The 19,534-nt window shown below is 71.3% G+C and carries 19 protein-coding genes; 7 read left to right on the plus strand and 12 right to left on the minus strand.

All coding sequences use genetic code 11. The annotated features are described in order from the left end of the window. Positions 1 to 109: 109 nt before the first annotated feature. Together ACGFNV_RS20940 and ACGFNV_RS20945 are read right to left on the minus strand one after the other, a co-directional pair. Positions 110 to 1,990 carry an FUSC family protein gene (locus ACGFNV_RS20940; protein ID WP_393624453.1) on the minus strand — a complete coding sequence of 627 codons (1,881 nt, stop codon included), beginning with the start codon at positions 1,988 to 1,990 and terminating at the stop codon, positions 110 to 112. A 169-nt stretch (positions 1,991 to 2,159) separates the two neighbouring features. After that, the gene (locus tag ACGFNV_RS20945; protein WP_393624454.1) at positions 2,160 to 2,537 is read right to left on the minus strand and encodes a hypothetical protein; all 378 of its coding nucleotides are present in this window, start codon (positions 2,535 to 2,537) and stop codon (positions 2,160 to 2,162) included. A 196-nt stretch (positions 2,538 to 2,733) separates the two neighbouring features. On the opposite strand from ACGFNV_RS20945, the gene ACGFNV_RS20950 reads away from it, so the two are divergent. Both ACGFNV_RS20950 and ACGFNV_RS20955 read left to right on the plus strand, forming a co-directional pair. Then, positions 2,734 to 3,144 carry a RidA family protein gene (locus ACGFNV_RS20950; RefSeq protein ID WP_393624455.1) on the plus strand — a complete coding sequence of 137 codons (411 nt, stop codon included), beginning with the start codon at positions 2,734 to 2,736 and terminating at the stop codon, positions 3,142 to 3,144. After that, positions 3,144 to 3,614 carry a GNAT family N-acetyltransferase gene (locus tag ACGFNV_RS20955; protein WP_393624456.1) on the plus strand — a complete coding sequence of 157 codons (471 nt, stop codon included), beginning with the start codon at positions 3,144 to 3,146 and terminating at the stop codon, positions 3,612 to 3,614. Before ACGFNV_RS20950 ends, ACGFNV_RS20955 begins: the two co-directional genes overlap by 1 nt. A gap of 93 nt (positions 3,615 to 3,707) precedes the next feature. Here ACGFNV_RS20955 and ACGFNV_RS20960 read toward each other — a convergent pair whose 3' ends face one another. After that, entirely contained in the window at positions 3,708 to 4,418 is a 711-nt protein-coding gene (locus ACGFNV_RS20960) for an aspartate/glutamate racemase family protein (RefSeq protein ID WP_393624726.1), read from the minus strand. A gap of 5 nt (positions 4,419 to 4,423) precedes the next feature. Continuing rightward, positions 4,424 to 5,905 (minus strand): NCS1 family nucleobase:cation symporter-1, encoded by a 1,482-nt coding sequence (locus ACGFNV_RS20965; protein WP_393624457.1) that lies wholly within the window; start codon positions 5,903 to 5,905, stop codon positions 4,424 to 4,426. 166 nt (positions 5,906 to 6,071) lie between these two features. Here ACGFNV_RS20965 and ACGFNV_RS20970 point away from each other — a divergent pair, with 166 nt between their 5' ends. Continuing rightward, complete coding sequence (locus ACGFNV_RS20970; RefSeq protein ID WP_393624458.1) at positions 6,072 to 6,737, plus strand: GntR family transcriptional regulator; 666 nt, start codon at positions 6,072 to 6,074, stop codon at positions 6,735 to 6,737. 70 nt (positions 6,738 to 6,807) lie between these two features. Here the strand turns inward: ACGFNV_RS20970 and ACGFNV_RS20975 are convergent, their stop codons facing one another. Beyond that, positions 6,808 to 7,560 carry a uracil-DNA glycosylase gene (locus ACGFNV_RS20975; protein ID WP_393624459.1) on the minus strand — a complete coding sequence of 251 codons (753 nt, stop codon included), beginning with the start codon at positions 7,558 to 7,560 and terminating at the stop codon, positions 6,808 to 6,810. 144 nt (positions 7,561 to 7,704) lie between these two features. Here ACGFNV_RS20975 and ACGFNV_RS20980 point away from each other — a divergent pair, with 144 nt between their 5' ends. Further along, positions 7,705 to 8,265 (plus strand): RNA-binding S4 domain-containing protein, encoded by a 561-nt coding sequence (locus ACGFNV_RS20980; RefSeq protein WP_393624460.1) that lies wholly within the window; start codon positions 7,705 to 7,707, stop codon positions 8,263 to 8,265. Positions 8,266 to 8,745: 480 nt separating this feature from the next. Here the strand turns inward: ACGFNV_RS20980 and ACGFNV_RS20985 are convergent, their stop codons facing one another. Continuing rightward, positions 8,746 to 9,429, minus strand: a complete 684-nt coding sequence (locus tag ACGFNV_RS20985; protein ID WP_393624461.1) for a class I SAM-dependent methyltransferase — start codon at positions 9,427 to 9,429, stop codon at positions 8,746 to 8,748. An 86-nt stretch (positions 9,430 to 9,515) separates the two neighbouring features. After that, positions 9,516 to 10,412, minus strand: coding sequence for an acyltransferase domain-containing protein (locus ACGFNV_RS20990; RefSeq protein ID WP_393624462.1), 897 nt, complete (start codon positions 10,410 to 10,412; stop codon positions 9,516 to 9,518). A gap of 76 nt (positions 10,413 to 10,488) precedes the next feature. On the opposite strand from ACGFNV_RS20990, the gene ACGFNV_RS20995 reads away from it, so the two are divergent. Beyond that, a complete protein-coding gene (locus ACGFNV_RS20995) occupies positions 10,489 to 10,755 on the plus strand; it encodes a DUF6343 family protein (RefSeq protein WP_393624463.1) in 267 nt (88 codons plus the stop codon). A 211-nt stretch (positions 10,756 to 10,966) separates the two neighbouring features. Here the strand turns inward: ACGFNV_RS20995 and ACGFNV_RS21000 are convergent, their stop codons facing one another. The 4 genes from ACGFNV_RS21000 to rpsA form a co-directional block, all read right to left on the minus strand. Continuing rightward, positions 10,967 to 11,347 carry a tetratricopeptide repeat protein gene (locus ACGFNV_RS21000; RefSeq protein WP_393624464.1) on the minus strand — a complete coding sequence of 127 codons (381 nt, stop codon included), beginning with the start codon at positions 11,345 to 11,347 and terminating at the stop codon, positions 10,967 to 10,969. 63 nt (positions 11,348 to 11,410) lie between these two features. Continuing rightward, positions 11,411 to 12,019, minus strand: coding sequence for a dephospho-CoA kinase (coaE, locus tag ACGFNV_RS21005; protein WP_393624465.1), 609 nt, complete (start codon positions 12,017 to 12,019; stop codon positions 11,411 to 11,413). Between the two features lie 54 nt (positions 12,020 to 12,073). Continuing rightward, positions 12,074 to 13,012 carry a PAC2 family protein gene (locus ACGFNV_RS21010; RefSeq protein WP_133930611.1) on the minus strand — a complete coding sequence of 313 codons (939 nt, stop codon included), beginning with the start codon at positions 13,010 to 13,012 and terminating at the stop codon, positions 12,074 to 12,076. Between the two features lie 261 nt (positions 13,013 to 13,273). Beyond that, positions 13,274 to 14,776 (minus strand): 30S ribosomal protein S1, encoded by a 1,503-nt coding sequence (gene rpsA, locus ACGFNV_RS21015; protein ID WP_393624466.1) that lies wholly within the window; start codon positions 14,774 to 14,776, stop codon positions 13,274 to 13,276. A gap of 363 nt (positions 14,777 to 15,139) precedes the next feature. On the opposite strand from rpsA, the gene ACGFNV_RS21020 reads away from it, so the two are divergent. Further along, positions 15,140 to 15,952 (plus strand): class I SAM-dependent methyltransferase, encoded by an 813-nt coding sequence (locus ACGFNV_RS21020; RefSeq protein ID WP_393624727.1) that lies wholly within the window; start codon positions 15,140 to 15,142, stop codon positions 15,950 to 15,952. Between the two features lie 54 nt (positions 15,953 to 16,006). After that, positions 16,007 to 18,547 carry an ATP-dependent helicase HrpB gene (hrpB, locus tag ACGFNV_RS21025; protein ID WP_393624467.1) on the plus strand — a complete coding sequence of 847 codons (2,541 nt, stop codon included), beginning with the start codon at positions 16,007 to 16,009 and terminating at the stop codon, positions 18,545 to 18,547. Here the strand turns inward: hrpB and ACGFNV_RS21030 are convergent. Further along, complete coding sequence (locus tag ACGFNV_RS21030; protein WP_393624468.1) at positions 18,537 to 19,529, minus strand: DUF3068 domain-containing protein; 993 nt, start codon at positions 19,527 to 19,529, stop codon at positions 18,537 to 18,539. The genes hrpB and ACGFNV_RS21030 overlap by 11 nt on opposite strands. Positions 19,530 to 19,534: the final 5 nt, after the last annotated feature.

Genomic DNA, 19,534 nt, shown 5'->3' on the forward strand with positions numbered 1-19,534 from the left:
AGTGTGTGAGGATCTGATCACTTACCGATCACCATGCACACCGCGCGTGTCGATCTTCGTACTGATCGTGAAATCAGGTGTCGTAGTCCTGAAACATGAGGACGTCGCGTCACCCGGCGAGCGGCAGCTCGGGCATGTGGGGTGAGTGCAGGCCCACCCGTTCTTGCCGTGCGGCCAGTTCGCTCAGCAGTTCGGCGAGCCGGTCGGTGTACCGGGGCGTGAGCCGTCCGGCGTCGTCGAGGTGGACGGCGCACGCCGTGGTGGTGTCGACCAGCCGTTCGAGCAGGTCGGCGATTTCGTCGGTGCCCTCCGTGTGCCGCGCGAGGGCGGGCAGTTCGGCGGCGGCGAGGGCGATGGCGCCGCGGGCCTCGGCGAGCGCGCGGTAGGCCTCGCGCCGCAGGGTCCAGCGGGCGGCCCTGTCGTCGGACGCGCCGAGCACATGGACGAGGTAGGCGTGCGCGGCGCCGTCGGCCGCGACGAGCCGGGCCCGGATTCCGCCGCCGCCCTTGCCCGGCATCGGCAGGTGTCCGACGACGAGCACGATCGCACAGGCCAGGAGCGTCTCCCCGATCCGGCTCACGGAAGCCTGCGGCTCCCCTCCGACCATGACGAGCGCGAGGACGAGGACGGTGACCACGGCGGTCTGCGCGGCGAAGTGACGGGTGGCCACGGGGATGAGGGCACCGCAGACCGCGACCAGCGCCACGAGCCCCTCCGGCCGCGGCAGCACGGCGGCGAACCCGGCGAAGAGCAGCGCCCCGAGCACGGTGCCCGCGGCACGGCACAGGACACGGGAGACCAGCGGCCCGAGGTCGGGCTTGACGAGGAAGACGGCGGTGGCGGGCAGCCAGTACCAGTGCGCGTGTTCCCCGTACCAGTGGCTGTGGTGCAGGGCCTGCGCGATGGCGGCGCCGGCCCCGAAGCAGAGGGCGACCCGCAGTCCGTACTCCCGCCCGCCGGCCCCGAACGCGGTGCGCAGCAGTTCCCTGGCCGTACGCCCACGGGTGTGCAGGTCGCGCCCCTCGCCCCGGTCGAAGGCCTCGGCGGCGTGCAGCAGCGCGTCGTCGAGGGCGCGCAGCGCGGGCGCGTGGCGTTGCGGCGCGGGCAGCGGTCCGGTGTGGGTGCCGGTGCGTACGGCGGTGGCGAGGCGGCGGGGGCCTTCGGAGGCGCGCTCGGAGACGGGCTCCCCGGCCCAGGCGAGCGCGGTCGCGGCCTCGGCGAGGGGCAGCGCGGCGGCGTACTGGGCGTGCAGCCGCCGCTCGGCCGCGGAACTGGCGCAGCGCCGCAGCCGGGGGCCGGTGAGGGCGTCCTGCGCCTGGTCGAGGGCGGCGGTGAGGGCGACCCGGCGGGCGGTGGCGCGCTCGGTGCCGACGGCGTCGAGCAGTTCGGCGACGGCGTCGTACACGCGGGCCACCGCGGTCCGTTCCCCGTCGAAGCGGAAGTCACCGGTGAGCGAGCCGGGCGTGGGCAGCACGAGTCGCAGCGCCAGCAGCCAGCCGGCGCCGACGAGGAAGGCGAGCGCCCGCTGCCACGCGGGCTCCGGGAGGGGCATCCCGGCGCCGATGGCGGCGGCGACGAGCAGTTGCGTGCCCGCCCCGGAGGCGACGGGACCGACGGCGCTCATGCCTCCGGCGACGAGCCCGAGGCCGGTGAGGAGCAGGGTCAGCGGGACGGCCGAGGTGTGCTCCCCCGCGTACGTCCCCGCGAACAGCCCCACCGCACCGGCCAGCGCCGGCCCGCCGATCCGCCGCACGGAGGCCCGCCGGCTGCCGGGCCGGTCGTTGATCCCGGCGAGCATGGCGGCGATGGCCGCCACGACTCCGAGCGAGGTCCGCCCGACCGCCAGGGCCACGACCAGCACCGGTCCACCGGCCAGCGCGCCCCTGAGGACCGCGTTCCACGGCACCGGGCCGCGCTGGGCGCGCAGCGCGTGGGCGAGCCAAGGCGGCAGAGCGAATACGCGAACGGGAACGGGCGGGCGCGGGGACACGGAGCTCCTGTCGTGACGAGGGCGGGGGTGTGCCTTCGGGCGACGTCGGCCGGGCTGGTGGGTCCTACCCTAGGAAGGGTTCTTGGAGCGGGAGCATCCCTCAGGTTTCGCCGATGTGACACTTCACGCGAAGCCCATGTTCTTTATGAACGCAACTCGGTGCCAGGCCTCACCACAGGTCGGCATGTCGGTGGCGGGTCGGCGGGTGGTCCAGTTCCTCCGCCGTCACGAGGAGCTCGCCGGGCGCGGCGGCGCGCAGGCGGGCGCGAGCGGTCGTACGGAAGACCTGAAGGGCCGCGCGCGCCCGTGACTCGTCCGGGCCGCTCACATCGGCGTTCAGGCTGCGGGGGAAGGTGTAGGCGACGAAGCTCCGTACGACGGCGGTCGGCACAGGACGGCGTCCCTCACGTCGAGAACGGGCCAACTCCTGCTCGCTGTAGCGGAGTTCCGTGAGGATGTGACCGGTGTCCAGGCATGCACGGCCGTACGACACGTTCGCGGGATGCCTGCGGTATCGGGGGCGGACATGGTGAACGGTGCGGGACATGGCAGACCTCCTGGGGCCCGCCGGTACTTCCGGCGTGGCCCGCTAGAAGTCCGCCGCCGTGAAACGCCCCAGGAGTCTTCTGCGCATGCGGGCAGCCTCCCTTCTGAAAGGCGCTGTTGTCGAACGAAATTCGGATGCGGTGGAGTCCGGAGCCCCGGATGATCGGCAGGTCCCGTCCGCACTCTCAGGAGTTGATGTGGTCCAGCGCGTCACCGCCCCCGCCCTCTTCCCACCGCCGACCTACTCCCACGCCTCCGTCGTCGAGGCCGGCACGAAGCTCGCGTTCCTCGCCGGTGCCGTCCCCCTCGACGGGGAGGGGACGCTGGTGGGGCCGGGGGATCCCGTACGGCAGGCCGAGCAGGTGATCGCCAACCTGGAGGAGCAACTGCGGGCGGTCGGCACCGATCTGGCGCATGTCGTGGCGACGGACGTGTACGTGGTGAGCGGTGACACGGCGGTGCTCTCGGCCGTCTGGGACGTCGTCGAGGCGTCCGGGCTGAGCGTCGGTCCGCACTCGTCGACGCTCCTCGGCGTCGCCTGCCTCGGCTACTCGGGGCAGCTCGTGGAGATCACCGCGACCGCCGTCGTCCCGGAGGACACGCGCTGATGAGCGCCGAGGACACCGTCGCGCTGCGCCGCGCCGCCACCACGGACGCGGCCGCCGCGGCCGACCTGTGGCTGCGTTCCTTCGCCGCCGCGCTGCCCACGGTCGTCAGGCCGCGCTCCGACGACGAGGTGCGCGCGTACTTCCGGGACGTGGTCGTGCCGCTGCACGAGACATGGGTGGCGGAGGCCGCCGGCGCGGTCGTGGGACTGATGGTGCTCGACGGCGAACAGCTGTCCCAGCTCTACCTCGACCCGGTGTGGCGTGGGCGCGGCCTCGGCGACCGGTTCATGGCGCTGGCCAAGGAACGCAGGCCCGGCGGGCTGGCGCTGTGGACCTTCCAGGTCAACAAGCCCGCGCACCGCTTCTACGAGCGGCACGGTTTCTCCGCCGTGGAGTACACGGACGGCAGGGACAACGAGGAGCAGGAGCCGGATGTGCGGTATGTCTGGCAGCCGGGGACTCGGGGCTGAGCCGTCCCCTTTGATCGAGAAGGAACAGGCCGCCGGGGCCAGGCCGATCTCGACCGGCGCCCCGGCGCCGGACCAGCCGCCACGGAAGGCGGGTCAAGCTCCCCACTTCCGCCGCTTCTCCAGCGGCCGCGCGTAGCTCCCCGCCCGGCTCGTGCTCAGTCCCAGTGCGACGAGCGACTCCGCGAGCTTCACCGCCGCTCCGACGCCGTCGACGACCGGAAGGCCCAGCTTCTCCCCCACCACCTGTTGCAGGCCGGTCATCCCCGCGCACCCCAGCACCAGCACCTCGGCACCCGCGTCCCGGGCCCGTCCGGCGGCCGTCAGGAACGCCGCCTCGGTGCGTTCGTCGTCGCCGAGATCCAGAACACCGAGGCCCGTACCGACCACGGCGGCGCAGTTGCGGCCCACCCCGGCCAGCGCCAGGCTGTCCTCGATCTGCCCGCAGGTCCGCTCCAGCGTGGTGACGACCCCGTACCGCCGCCCGAGCAGACACGCCAGATGCGCCGCCGCCTCGGTGATGTCCACCACCGGTACGTCGACCAGTTCCCGTACCCCCTCGCGCCCGTGCTCCCCGAAGCCGGCCATCACGACGGCGTCGTACGGCGGTCCGTCGTACGCGCGCAGCATGTCGAGGACGGCGGCGGCCGAGAGGTAGCTGTCGAGCCAGCCCTCGGCCGACTCGGGTCCCCAGGCCGGGGTCAGCCCGGTCACGGTGGTGCCCGGGCCTGCGGCGGCCCGGGCACCTCGTACGATCTCCTCGGTCATCTCCTGCGTGGTGTTGCAGTTGGTGACGACGATCCGCACGCTTCTCATGCCTCCGCGGGTTCGGTGTTGCCGGAAACGATCTCGGGGGCGGTCCGCTGAGCCCGGCACAGCACCGCGTACAGAGCAGCGGCCAGCGCCGTGCCGATGAACCAGGAGTACGGCGCCACGTCGCTGAACGTCTTCACCAGCGCCAGCACCGCCGCGACCGCCGCCGACGGCAGGAACGCCCACAGCGCCCTGGGGTTGACGCCCTTGCGGTAGTAGTAGCGCGAGCCGGGACGGGCGTCGAAGAGTTGGTTCACGTCGACGCGACCGCGCTTGACCCAGTAGTAGTCGACCATGATCACGCCGAACAGCGGACCGAGGAAGGCACCGAGGCCGCCGAGGAAGTAGTTGACGACCGTGGGGTTGGAGAAGAGGTTCCACGGGGTGACCACGAGCGCCGCGACGGTGCTGATCATGCCGCCGACCCTGAAGGTGATCTTCTGCGGCCAGACGTTGGCCAGGTCGTACGCCGGTGAGACGAAGTTGGCGACGATGTTGACGCCCATGGTGGCGATGGCGAAGGTGAGCGCGCCCAGCACCATCACCCAGGTGTTGCCGACCTTGGCGACCAGCTCCGCCGGGTCGGTGATGGCCTGGCCCCAGACCTCCAGCGAGCCCGCCGTGACGATCACCGAGACGACCACGAAGGCCGTGGAGTTGATGGGGAGGCCCCAGAAGTTGCCGCGGCGGACGGTCTTGTAGTCCGGCGCGAAGCGGGAGAAGTCGCAGAAGTTGAGCATCAGCGTGCCGTACGTGGCGAGGATCAGGCCGATGGCGCCGAACCACTGCCGCCACTGCTCGCCGACGGAGACCGGGTGCGGGGTGTTGGTGAGCGAGATGCTCCAGTCGGCCTTGGCCAGGACCCAGACCGCCAGCGCGATCATGACCAGCCAGATCGCCGGGCCGCAGAAGTCCTGGAACTTGCGCACCGACTCCATGCCCTGGCTGATGATCAACGCCTGGATCAGCCACAGCGAGAGGAAGGAGACCCAGCCGAGCGCGTCGAGGCCCAGGAAGGAGCTGTGCGTCCACGACTCCAGGCCCGGCCAGGCGGCCAGCAGCATCACGTTGACCGCGACGGAGGCGAGGTAGGTCTGGATGCCGTACCACATGATGGCGATCACGGCCCGGATCAGGGCGGGGATGTTGGCGCCCCACACACCGAAGCTGATGCGGCTGACGACGGGGAACGGGACGCCGTGCCGCTGGCCGATCTTCCCCATCCAGTTCATGCCGATGTAGATGAGCACGAAACCGACGAGCAGGGACGTGAAGACCTGCCACACGTTCATGCCGAGGACCAGCAGTCCGGCGGCGAAGGTGTAATTGCCGAGGTTGTGGACGTCCGACATCCACATGGCGAAGAGGTCGAAGACCTTCCAGTTGCGCTTGCCCGCGGGGGCGAGGTCCTCGTTGGTGAGCCGGGGATCGGGGACGAAGACTGGTGCGCCGGTGGCTTCGGCGGGATCGGCGAGTGACACGGGGCCTCCAAAAGCGAGGGGACGGCGGAGGGCATCATTCCGGTTCATGCGGCAACCGTGTTTGGTATACCAAACTGGGGTCATGGTCCTGCCGTCAACCCTCGTGACCGATGTCCGTGCGGTTACGGCCGCGTAAAAGAGTCCTCGCGTCGGCGAAGATGGCCCCATGGCGAAGATCGAACCGCTCGGCGCGGTACGCGAGCGGGTCCTGGCGACCCTGCGGCAGGACATCATCGCGGGCCGCCTGGGCCCCGGCGACCGGCTCGTCGAACGCGAGCTGGCGGAACGGTTCGGGGTGTCCCGGGTGCCGGTCAGAGAGGCGATCCGGGCCCTGGTCGCCGAGGGCTTCGTCCTGTTCGAGACCCCGCGCCGCACGGTGGTGCGCCGGCTCACCCCGACCGACGTCAAGGAACTCTTCGAGCTGCGCGAGGCGCTGGAGGTGTACGCGGCGGGACTGGCCGCCTCACGGGCGACGCCTCAGGCTCTGGCCGAGCTGCGGGAGCTGCTGGAGAGCGCGGCGCGCGCCACCGAGGCCGGGGATGCCGAGACGATCACCGACGTCAACACCCGCTTCCACGATCGCATTCTCGCGCTCGCCGGCAACAACCTGCTGATCTCCGTCATGGAACCGGTCGACGGCCGCCTGCGCTGGCTCACCCGGCAGAACGAGGAGTGGCCCCAGCTCCTCACCGAGCACCGCGACCTGTACGAGGCCATCGTCTCCGGAGACCCCGAGCGGGCCCGGGCCCACGCACTCGCCCACGTGCGGGCCAACTACCGCTCGACGGTGCGTCACTTGTTCGGGGAACATGTCGAACACCCGCCTGCCTGAACTCTGTGCCGACCCCTCTCGGGTCAGCGGGGGCGGGCGCACTTGTCCGTAGCCGCGATCAGGATCGCGGTCAGTCCCGCGTCGGCAGACGGGCCGCGACCGCCGCCGTGCGCAGCACCTCCCTCAGCATCTCGGGGGTGAGCCGACCGGTGAAGGTGTTGCGCTGACTGACGTGGAAGCAGCCGAAGATCTCGAGCGGGGCGGGACGGTGGGGGCTGCCGGGCTCGACCTGGTCGAGTCCGTCGAGGGACACCCGTGCGCCATGGGCGAAGGCCGGGCGCGGCCGGGGCACCGCCCAGCCCGCCTCCGCGAACGCGGGCAGCGCAGCCTGCCAGCCGAACGCACCGAGCACGACCACGGCCCGCAGCGTCGGCCGCAGCAACCGCAGCTCCTGCACGAGCCACGACCGGCAGGTGTCCCGCTCCCGCGGGGTGGGCTTGTTCTCGGGCGGCGCGCAGTGCACGGGCGCGGTGACCCGCACGCCGTACAGCTCCAGGCCGTCGTCGGCACTGACCGAGCTCGGCTGGTTCGCCAGCCCCACGTCGTACAGCGCCTGGTACAGCACGTCCCCGGACCGGTCCCCGGTGAACATCCGGCCCGTCCGGTTCCCGCCGTGCGCGGCGGGAGCGAGCCCCACGATCAGCAGCCGGGCGTCCGCCGGGCCGAATCCCGGAACCGGCCTCCCCCAGTACGTCCACTCGGCGAAGGCGGCCCGCTTGGTCCGCGCCACCTCCTCCCGCCACTCCACCAGCCTCGGGCACGCCCGACATCCTGAGACGCGCCGATCAAGGCCGGGGATGCCTGTTGCGGGGCTGCTGTCCATGCCCCCACCGTAGGACCCTCCCTCTCCAGCGGCCGAGGGCGCCCGTTCCTCCCCCTCTCCCCCCTTCCCTCCCCCGCACGCGGAACCTCCCCCCACGCGGAAATCCCGTCCGCTCCGACCGGCACCGGGAGCTAAGGTCGAGACATGGTTGCTGATGGTGCGAACCACGACACGCCGGACGCGGCGGGCGAGCCCCCGCGGGAGGCCACGCGCCCCGCGGCCGGCACGGATCACGGGGACCCGAGTGTCGCCGCCGCGGTGTCCGCCGCCGAGGCCGCCGGGCCCGCCGGCGGTGAGAGCGTGCGCATCGACAGCTGGATCTGGGCCGTACGTCTGATCAAGACCCGCTCCCAGGGCGCCGCCGCCTGCAAGGGCGGTCACGTGCGGGTGAACGGCGAGCGTGTGAAGCCCGCGTACTCCGTACGCGTGGGCGACGAGGTCCGCCTCCGGCACGAGGGCCGTGAGCGGATCGTCGTGGTCAAGCGCCTCATCCGCAAGCGGGTCGGCGCCCCGGTCGCGGTGCAGTGCTACATCGACAACAGTCCCCCGCCCCCGCCCCGCGAGGCCCTCGCCCCCGCCGGCATCCGCGACCGCGGTACCGGCCGCCCCACCAAGCGGGACCGCCGCGAGCTGGAAAGGCTCCGCAGCCTCGGCGGCTTTGGAGGTCACCCGGGCACCCCGGGCGGCGGCCCGGGCGGGCGCTGAACGCGATCCACCGGACTGTGGACGCGGCGCAGCAGCTCGGCGTTCTGCTCACGCCGGGCCCAGGCGATCAGGACGAGCGGCGCCATCAGGATGACCGGTGTCGCCGCGTACTGACCGTCGAATTGACGCCCTCTCCTGCCCGAGGGCAGGAGATTCCGGTCCGTACCTCCCCCAACTCTCGGCTTCGCTCGAGCAGGGGGCCCATCGCGGTACCACCATGGGTTCCTGTTTCACAGGCCACCGCCGACCGGTGAGGGTCGGTCTTACACGGCCTCCGCAGGCCTGACTTCCCGCCCGTCCGGCGGTAGGTCCCACAACTCCGTTGTCGGACAAGGCGATCTTAGCCATGCCGCTGCGCCCCTCCGGGCCACTACCGGCAGGATGCCCTACACCTCCACCCTGAGGAGTGGAGCGCTGGGCAAGTGTTCGGTAGCTCAGGTGTGCAGCGGGCTGGTTGTACACAGGTAGACCGGCGCCCGCTCAGGAACTCATCGGCATCGCCCTCACCCAGATCCGATCCTCCGTCAGGTATCTGTCCACCCTCAGCCCCTCCTCCGCCAGTGCCGCCTCGAACTCCTCCCGGGCCATCGGCCGGGCCTGGAACGTCTGAGTCCACGTCGCGTCCGGGAACTCGTACTCCGCATGGACCGAGTTGACCCCGTCGCCGACCGGTACCGACGACACGATCCGTAAGGTGAAGCCGGTCGGGTCGACGCGTTCGCGGGGCAGGTCGGTGTGGTAATCGTCGCCCTCGCGTTGGATCAGCACGCAGCCGCCGTCCGCGAGGTGCCGTAGACAGGTGCGCAGCAGCCCTCGCCTGACCTCGACGTCACCGGTGTTGACGAGGAACGACGCGAGCAGCACCACATCGAACGTCTCGCCCAGGTCGAGGCCCTCGATCGGGCTGTGTATCGTGCGGGCCCCACGGACGCGCTCCAGCATCTCCGCGGACTCGTCGACCGCCGTGACCGTGAACCCGCGCTCCACGAGCGGGTGGGTCATCCGACCCACGCCGCTGCCCAGTTCCAGGATGCGCGCGCCCGCGGGCACGGCCGCCGCGATGATGTCCGGCTCGGATCCGACGGGCAGTCGTGAGTAGAGATCGACCGCGCAGCCGTCCGGGGTGATCGCCCCGGGCCCCGTCCCCTGATGTCCCGTACGCATTTTCAGTTCCATGCCCGTCCAACGGCCCGCCTCCGCAAGGCGGTTCCCGTCCGCCCCACGTTCACCCGTTCGAGTGGCGCAAGCTTTTACAACGGAAACCAGCCGTGCCCCACGTACCAGTGCCCGCCCTTCCGCAGATGGTCCACGACCGCCCGCTCCAGGACGGTCCTGCGGGGCAACCGGTCGAGGGGCTCACCCGTGCCGAAGACGAAGCGGACCGGCGTGTCGTCCTCCGGCTCCGACCCCATGTGGCTGATGCGGAACCGCTTCTGGAAGCGGACGATGTTGGAGTCCTCGGGCAGGTACTCCCTGAGCTGCGGATCGAGCAGCCATGACGCACACGTCGCCACCCGGTAGGGCTCCTCGGGGTAGTGGCGGGCGAAGAACTCCCGGCCCAGCGCCAGGGACCGGTCGCAGGCCTCCGAGGTCAACGGGCCGAGGAAGTCGGGTATGTGCAGGCCCAGCCCCAGGTCCCCGGGGCCATGACCGAACCCCTCCGCCGCGATGGCGGCACCGGCCCGTCGGCCGACCCGGTCGCGCTGGAACTGCAGCCGCCCCAGCTGGTACAGCTCACCGTGGAAGTGCAGCGACAGCCAGTGCGGCACCAGCATCCCGCCCGTGCCGTACGTCCTGCGGTGCGCGGCGACGTTGCGGCCGGCGTCGGCCAGGGTGCGCCGGGCGACCTCAACCGGCACGCCCCGGTCACGATGATGGGCCCGCACATACGGCAGGGCCGCGACGAGGACGTACAGCGGGAAGAACCGCTGGAGGGGGCCCGACGGCCAGTCGAGGTCGGGCAGGTCGATCACGCCGCGGATCTCCCCCATGTCCCGGACCAGCTCCTCGACCGCCTGTGTCAGGGCGTGCAGCAGTTCGGGGTCGTCCCTCACCCGTCGGCCCATGCGGACGACGTCGTTGATGTCCTCGTGCGGTACGGCGAGGTCGACGAGCACCTCGGCCAGTTCGTCGGCATCCGGAAGCACGCGATGATCCCCCTCGTGGGACGGCTTGGAGAACGTCCGAACCGAAGAGTACGTTGCTGGGAGGAGCGTGATCCCGATGCGTACGGGCAGTGAGCCGAGGACGGCGCGCAGTGCACTGCGGGTCCGCTTCTGGCTGGCCGTGTGGGGGCTGCTCTGGGCGATCTTCGGAACGGTCGCGTTCGCGCTCGCCGGGCGTCCCGGGTGGGCAGCCGCCTGCGGGGTGCTCTGGGTGGTGATCACCGTCGACATGACGATGATCCTCAGGCACATCCGCCAGGGCCCGCACTATCAGCCGGGCCGCGACGTCCCTCCGTACGATCCGCCGCGGCACCGTTATCCCTAGGGCCTGTCGTTTGAATCACGTCGCAGACGCGGGGTCTGGCACGCCCATCTGCGGCGTTGTCGTCGGTTGCCGATGCTCCGCATCGACGCCCTCCTCCGCCTTGCAGCTGCACGCACCAAACCCCGCTCACCGGCGCTGACCAGCCCGCGTCGATTTCCTGCGACCTGATCCAAACGACAGGCCCTAGGTGTGCTGCCCGGGCAGGCGGTCCTCACGAGTCGAAGCGGGCAGCCTTCAGGTACTGCGGGTTCGGGTCCAGTGCGGCCGCCAGGCGGAAGTGGCGCTTGGCCTGGTCCTCGCGCCCCTGGCGCTCATAGGTGCGGGCGAGCGCGAAGTGCGCGAACGCGTTGTCCGGCTCGCGCTCCAGGACGACATTGAACTCCAGCTCGGCGGGCCGTAGTTGCGCGGCGGCGAAGAAGGCTCGCGCGCGCAGCAGCCGTGCGGCGGTGTTCTCGGGGTGCGCGGCGATGACTCCGTCGAGCAGCTTCACCGCGCCCCGCGGGTCCCGTGCGGCGAGCAGCTGCTCGGCGGCACGGTAGTCGATGACGTGAGTCTCCGGAGAACGTCCGGTCGAACCGCTGGTATCGGGCACGGAAAAGTCCTTCCCTCACTCAAGCTGTTCAACGCCGCGACCGTGGCTGATATTCCCCATCCGTTACGGCGTGGGCGTCCCGGCCCGCTCCACGAGCTCCGTCCACACCTCGCGCACCCGCCGCCGCAGATCCTGGAGCGGTACGTCGTTGTCGATGACGATGTCCGCGATCTCCCTGCGCTTCTCGCGGGTCGCCTGGGCGGCCATACGCGCGCGTGCGTCCTCCTCGGTCATCCCGCGCAGCCGCACCAGCCGGTCGAGCTGGGTCTCGGTGCTCGCGTCGACGACGATCACGACGTCGTAGAGCGGTGCGAGGCCGTTCTCCGTGAGGAGCGGGACGTCGTGGACGACGACGGCGTCCTCGGGGGCGGCGGCCTCCAGCTCACGGGAGCGGGCGCCCACCAAGGGGTGCACGATCGCGTTCAGGGCGGCGCGCCGGTCCGGGTCCGCGAAGACGATGGAGCCCAGCTTGGGGCGGTCCAGGCTGCCGTCCGCCGCCAGCACGTCCGGGCCGAAGGCGTCGACGACCGCCGCGAGCCCGGGTGTTCCCGGCGCCACGACCTCGCGCGAGATGCGGTCCGCGTCGATCAGCACGGCACCGCACTCGACGAGCAGCCGCGACACCTCGCTCTTGCCGGCGCCGATACCGCCGGTCAGGCCCACCTTCAACATGAGCGGAAGCTTAGAGCCTGCCGTCGGCCACCGACCCGGTGGGAGTCGGCCGTGTCAGCCCTCGCCCTCCCGCTCCGCCAGGAACCGCTCGAACTCGCGGCCGATCTCGTCCGCGGACGGGATGTCGGCGGCCTCGGCGAGCATGTTGCCCCGGGTCTCCGCACCGGCGGCGGCGTCGTACTGGTGCTCGAGGCCCTGGACGAGGGCGGTGAGTTCCTCGTCGCCCTCCTGGATCTGCCGGTCGATCTCCGTCTGGGTGCGGTGGGCGTCCGTGCGCAGGGAGTGCGCGATGCCGGGCAGGACCAGTCCGGTCGCCGCCGTGACGGCCTCCAGGACGGTCAGTGCCGCGTCCGGATACGGGGAGCGGGCGATGTAGTGCGGCACGTGCGCGGCGACGCCCAGGACGTCGTGCCCGGCCTCCATGAGGCGGTACTCGACGAGCGCTTCGGCGCTGCCGGGGACCTGCGCCTCGTCGAAGGGGCTGCGGTGGCCCGGTACGAGGTCGGTGCGGCTGCCGTGCGGGGTGAGACCGACCGGCCGGGTGTGCGGGACACCCATGGGGATGCCGTGGAAGTTCACGGACAGGCGGACCCCGAGTCGCTCCACGATCTGCTGGACGGCCGCGGCGAAGCGCTCCCACTCCACGTCCGGTTCCGGCCCGGACAGGAGCAGGAAGGGCGCCCCCGTGGCGTCCTGCACGAGCCGCACTTCGATGGCCGGCTCCTCGTACCCGCTCCAACGGTCACGCTTGAAGGTCAGCAGCGGGCGGCGCGCGCGGTAGTCCACGAGCCGGTCGTGGTCGAAGCGCGCGACGACCTGGTGGGGCAGCGAGTCGAGGAGCCGGTCGACGATCTGGTCACCGGTTTCGCCCGCGTCGATGTATCCGTCGAAGTGGTAGAGCATGACAAGACCGGCCGACTCCTGAGCCAGCGCCATGTCGACGACGCCCAGCCCCTTCGGCTCCCATGCGTACAAACCCTGCGGATCAAGCACTTGGACCGCTCCTCCTCGTGTTCATATCTCTCAACGCACGTGGAGGCGCGGGCATTCCCGCTCAGGACCCATGATCAGCCGAGTCGGGCGACACCCCCAAGGGGCGTGGGGCTGTTGTCGATGTGCGGCTCCGCCGCGTGGGCGCGATCAGTCCCCACCGGCCGGCGGCCGAACGACAGACCACTCCCCGGCACCACTGAGGGCCCGCACCTCAAAGGTGCGGGCCCTCAGTTGCTATCGGCTAAGCCTCAGCGGCAGCGATCAGCTCTGGCCACCGGCCAGCTTCTCACGGAGAGCGGCAAGCGCCTCGTCCGAGGCCAGCGCACCGGAGTTGTCCGGGCCCTCGGAGGAGTACGAACCGCCGCCACCACCGGCGGCCGGAGCCGCACCCGCGGTGTCGCCACCCTCGGCAGCGGCCTTCTCGTCCGCCTCGCGGGACTTGATGACCTGCTGCTGGTGCTGCTCGAAGCGCTGCTGCGCCTCGGCGTACTGGGTCTCCCACGCCTCGCGCTGGGTCTCGTAGCCCTCGAGCCAGTCGTTGGTCTCGGGGTCGAAGCCCTCGGGGTAGATGTAGTTGCCCTGGTCGTCGTACGACGCGGCCATGCCGTACAGCGTCGGGTCGAACTCGACCGAGGCCGGGTCGGAACCGAAGGACTCGTTGGCCTGCTTCAGCGAGAGGCTGATGCGACGACGCTCGAGGTCGATGTCGATGACCTTGACGAAGATCTCGTCGTTGACCTGGACGACCTGCTCCGGGATCTCCACGTGGCGCTCGGCCAGCTCGGAGATGTGGACCAGACCCTCGATGCCCTCGTCCACGCGGACGAACGCACCGAACGGAACCAGCTTCGTGACCTTGCCGGGCACGACCTGGCCGATCTGGTGGGTGCGGGCGAACTGCTGCCACGGGTCTTCCTGGGTCGCCTTCAGCGACAGGGAGACGCGCTCGCGGTCCATGTCGACGTCGAGGACCTCGACCGTGACCTCCTGGCCGACCTCGACCACCTCGGAGGGGTGGTCGATGTGCTTCCAGGACAGCTCGGAGACGTGGACCAGACCGTCGACGCCACCCAGGTCCACGAAGGCACCGAAGTTGACGATCGAGGAGACCACACCGGAACGGACCTGACCCTTCTGGAGGGTCGTGAGGAACGTCTGGCGGACCTCGGACTGGGTCTGCTCCAGCCAGGCACGGCGGGACAGGACCACGTTGTTGCGGTTCTTGTCCAGCTCGATGATCTTGGCCTCGAGCTCCTTGCCCACATAGGGCTGGAGGTCGCGAACGCGGCGCATCTCGACCAGGGAGGCCGGGAGGAAGCCACGGAGGCCGATGTCGAGGATGAGACCACCCTTGACGACCTCGATGACGGTACCGGTGACGATCCCGTCCTCTTCCTTGATCTTCTCGATGGTGCCCCAGGCACGCTCGTACTGGGCGCGCTTCTTCGAGAGGATCAGGCGGCCTTCCTTGTCCTCCTTCTGGAGGACCAGGGCCTCGATCTCGTCACCGACGGCGACGACCTCGTTGGGGTCGACGTCGTGCTTGATCGAGAGCTCGCGGCTCGGGATAACGCCTTCGGTCTTGTAACCGATGTCGAGCAGGACCTCGTCCCGGTCGACCTTCACGATGACGCCGTCGACGATGTCGCCGTCGTTGAAGTACTTGATCGTCTCGTCGATCGCGGCGAGGAAGGCTTCCTCGTTACCGATGTCGTTGACCGCTACCTGCGGGGTGGTGGCGGTGGTCTCGGTGCTGCTCGTCATGTGGGAAAGGGCTCCGGTACGGACATTGAAGTCGTAGGTACTGCTTACGCCGGGAGCCCGTTTCGCTCTGAAGAAGCCGGACAGCCAAGGAAGCGCCACACAAAACCACAGGTGGCGCCTCGACAACCGAGGGGACTACAACAGATGCGAGCGCAGCCTGCTACGTCTGAGGTGCGCAGGCCCGCAGCGCAACTTGTAGCATACGGGGGCAGCCAGGCAGGGTCAATGCGCGAAGGCGCACACCCGGGGCGGATCGCCGCATAACCGGCACAAGAAACGTTCCACGAGGCCACACAGGCCGGAAACACCTCTCCCGCGACACGCCCAGGACGGGATGAACGGAAGAGTACGACGAGGGAGCCGATCATCCAAGAGCCCGATGCGTTCGAACCGGAAGCCACCCGGCGTGACGCCGACGTCACGGAGAGCTCCCGAGCCAGTCGGGGCTGGTGGGACCGCAACGCGGACGAGTACCAGGTCGAGCACGGCACGTTCCTGGGCGACGACCGCTTCGTGTGGTGCCCCGAGGGCCTCGACGAGGTCGAGGCGGAGCTGCTCGGCCCGCCGGAGGACCTGAAGGGCAAGGACGTCCTGGAGATCGGCGCCGGCGCGGCCCAGTGCTCGCGCTGGCTGGCCGCCCAGGGGGCCCGGCCCGTCGCCCTGGACCTCTCCCACCGTCAGCTCCAGCACGCGCTGCGCATCGGCGGATCGTTTCCTCTCGTGTGCGCGGACGCGGGCGCGCTGCCCTTCGCGGACGCCTCCTTCGACCTGGCGTGCTCGGCGTACGGGGCGCTGCCGTTCGTGGCGGACCCGCGCCTGGTGTTGCGCGAGGTGCGCCGGGTGCTGCGTCCGGGCGGCCGCTTCGTCTTCTCGGTCACCCATCCCGTCCGCTGGGCGTTCCCGGACGAGCCCGGCCCCGAGGGGCTGTCGGTGTCCGCCTCGTACTTCGACCGCACGCCGTACGTCGAGCAGGGCGAGGACGGCCGCGCGGTGTACGTCGAACACCACAGGACGCTCGGCGACCGCGTCCGCGACATCGTGGCGTCCGGCTTCCGCCTCGTCGACCTCGTCGAGCCGGAGTGGCCGGCCTGGAACTCGTCGGAGTGGGGCGGCTGGTCGCCGCTGCGCGGAAACCTGATCCCGGGGACGGCCATCTTCGTGTGCGAGCGGAGCTGAGGTCGGCCCACACGCGCGTGGGGGGCGTTTCCGGGGCCGTACGACACTGGGGGCGTGATCCGTTACGACGCTCTCGACGCGCTGCCCGTACGCGGGGCCCTGCCGACGCTGAACGACGCGCTGGAAGGGCAGGGCACCGCCGTGCTGGTGGCGCCGCCCGGCACCGGCAAGACGACGCTGGTGCCCCTGGCGCTGGCGGGACTGCTGGGCGAGGGCCCGGCGCGGCGCGTGGTCGTGGCCGAGCCGCGGCGGATCGCGGCGCGGGCGGCGGCCCGGCGGATGGCGTGGCTGCTGGGCGAGAAGGTCGGCGAGAGCGTCGGCTACACCGTGCGCGGTGAGCGGGTGGTCGGCCGGCACGCGCGCGTGGAGGTCGTGACGACCGGCGTGCTGCTCCAGCGGCTGCAACGGGACCAGGAGCTGTCAGGCGTCGACGTGGTGGTGCTCGACGAGTGCCACGAGCGGCACCTGGACGCCGACACGGCGGCGGCCTTCCTGTGGGACGTGCGGGAGACGTTGCGGCCGGAGCTGCGTCTGGTGGCCGCGTCGGCGACGACCGACGCCGACGGGTGGGCGCGGCTGCTGGGCGGGGCGCCGGTGGTGGTGGCGGAGGGTGCCGCGCATTCGGTGGAGGTGGTCTGGGCGCCGCCGGCACGGCCGGTACGGCCGCCGCACGGCATGCGGGTCGATCCCGCGTTGCTGACCCATGTGGCGTCGGTGGTGCGGCGGGCGCTGGCCGAGCGGTCGGGGGACGTCCTGTGCTTCCTGCCGGGCGTCGGTGAGATCGCGCGGGTCGCCGGGCAGCTCGGGGAGTCGTGCGAGGCCGGGGACGTGGAGGTGCTCCAGGTGCACGGGCGGGCGCCGGCGGCCGTGCAGGACGCGGTGCTGTCTCCGGGAGTCCGGCGCCGGGTCGTGCTCGCCACGTCGGTGGCCGAGTCGTCGCTGACGGTTCCGGGTGTACGGGTGGTCGTCGATTCGGGGCTGGCGCGCGAGCCCCGCGTGGATCACGCGCGCGGGTTGAGCGCGTTGACGACGGTACGGGCCTCGCAGGCGGCGGGGCGGCAGCGGGCGGGGCGTGCCGGACGTGAGGCGCCGGGGGCGGTGTACCGCTGCTGGGCGGAGGCCGAGGACGCGCGTCTGCCGCGTTTCCCGTCCCCCGAGATCAAGGTGGCCGACCTGACCGCGTTCGCCCTCCAGGCGGCGTGCTGGGGCGATCCGGACGCCTCCGGTCTCGCCTTGCTGGACCCACCGCCGGGCGGTGCGATGGCGGCGGCGCGCGAAGTGCTGACCGCGGTCGGCGCGATCGACTCCGTCGGCCGGGCCACGGACCGCGGCGTGCGTCTCGCACGGGTGGGCCTGCATCCCCGCCTGGGGCGCGCGCTGCTCGACTCGGCGCCGGTGGTGGGTGCGGAGCGGGCCGCGGAGATCGTGGCGCTGCTGAGCGAGGAGGCGCCCCGGGAGTACGGGGACGACCTCGCGTCCGCTGTGCGGGCCGCCCGGCGCGGGGGTGACGCCTACGCGGGGCGGTGGCGCGCGGAGGTACGGCGTCTACGGGCCGTCGCCACGGAGTTCGCCCGTCCGCCCACCCGTGACGCCCGTCCCGTGAGGGTGGACGGGAAGATCGGGGACGACTCGGTCGCCGGGCTCGTCGGTGCCCTCGCCTTTCCCGAGCGGGTGGCGAAGACCGACGGGGAGTCCTGTCTCATGGTGTCCGGCACCCGCGCCGAGCTCCGCGACGGCAGCGAGTTGCGGGGCGCCCCCTGGATCGCTGTCGCGGTCGCGGACCGGCCCGTCGGCAGGGGGCACGCGCGGGTGCAGCTCGGGGCTGCTGTGGACGAGGGGATCGCGCGGATGGCGGCGGCGGCGCTGCTCTCCGAGGGGGACGAGGTGCACTGGGCCGGCGGGGACGTCGTCGCGCGGCGGGTGGAGCGGCTGGGGGCGGTGGAGTTGGCGGTGCGGCCGTTGGCGGACGCCGATCCAGGGCTCGTACGGAACGCGCTGGTCGAGGGGCTGCGGCAGGAGGGGTTCGGGGTGTTGCGGTGGTCGCCGGAGGCGGGCGTGCTGCGGCAGCGGCTGGCCTTTCTGCGGCTGCATCTCGGGGAGCCCTGGCCGGACGTGTCCGACGAAGCGCTCCACGCGCGCGTGGAGGACTGGTTGGAGCCCGAGTTGAGCAGGGCCCGGCGGCGCGCGGACCTTGCGAGGATCGACGCGGGGGACGCTCTCTCCCGGCTGCTTCCGTGGGCCTCGGGGCAGGCCGGGCGGCTGGACGAGCTCGCGCCGGAGCGGATCTCCGTACCGAGTGGGTCCAGGATCCGGATCGACTACGGCGATCCCGAGCGGCCCGTCCTCGCCGTGAAGTTGCAGGAGATGTTCGGGCTGGAGCGGTCGCCCGAGGTGGCCGGTGTGCCGCTGCTGGTGCACCTCCTCTCCCCCGCCGGGCGGCCCGCGGCCGTGACAGCCGACCTCGCCTCCTTCTGGAAGGACGGCTACAGGGGCGTACGGGCGGAACTGCGCGGCCGGTATCCGAAGCACCCGTGGCCCGAGGATCCCGCCACCGCGGAGCCGACCCGGCACACCAACGCACGTCTCAGGCGGTGACCGGTTCCGGCTCGGTGGCGCGCGTGGGCACCGGATCGGCCGGGCGGCGTCCGCGCGCCTCCAGGTAGAGGGAGAGGGCCAGCAGCAGCACGCCCAGGGTGAGGAAGCCCCACGGCAGGTACGACGTCATCAGCAGCACCAGCGTGCGGTTGGACTTGACGAGGTCGACCGTGTGCTCGATGTAGTCCTCGCGCATCTTCACGTGCCCGGCGAAGGCCGTCACCTTCTCGCGGCCGCCGAGCAGCGTTCCGCCGCGCAGTTCCTCCTTGTGGATCTCCTCGCCGTTGACGGGTGCGCCGGTGAGGGGCTCGACCCAGAATTTGCGGACGGTGGTGTACCAGCGGGTCGTGCCGGTCTTGGCGACCGTCTCGGGCGTGATGCCCTGGACGGGCATGGTCCTGGGCATCCTGACCTTCGTCCAGGGGATGGTCTGCTCGAAGTAGTAGACCTCCACACCGCGGAAGTTCTGGGTGCCCTTGTAGTGGATGGGGGCCGTCACGCGTGCCTGGGCGTCGAAGTAGGCGTAGTCCCGTTTCTCCGTCAGGAACGGGAACTTGAACTCGATGCCCTCCCGTCTGACGGGGTCGCCGTCGACCATCTCGCCGGTGGCGTGGACGGGTTCCTGGGTGTGGGCGTCGAAGATGTAGCGCTCGGGGACCTTGGAGACCATCTTGCCGTCGGGGCCCTGGATGTAGGAGAGGCCGTCCCAGACGACGACGTCCCGACCGGCCGTCTTCTCGATCTTCTCGGCGGCCTCCACGTTGCCCTTGAGGGTCTGCACGATGGTGACCTTGGGGACGGTGCGGGCCCGCATGCTGCCGTAGTCGAGGAGGGTGGCGTTCTTCGCCTCCAGGACCATGTCCTGGTACTGCCCGGCCGGGATCTTGGCCAGGCGCGGGAAGGCGTACCAGCGCGTCAGTGGTGAGAGTGCCGCGAAGAACACGGCGAGGGCGAGCAGGACCAGACTGGCCTTGCGGTGCATCTCGG

It is taken from the genome of Streptomyces sp. NPDC048751 (genome assembly GCF_043198595.1).
In the GTDB taxonomy this organism is placed as follows: Bacteria; Actinomycetota; Actinomycetes; order Streptomycetales; family Streptomycetaceae; genus Streptomyces.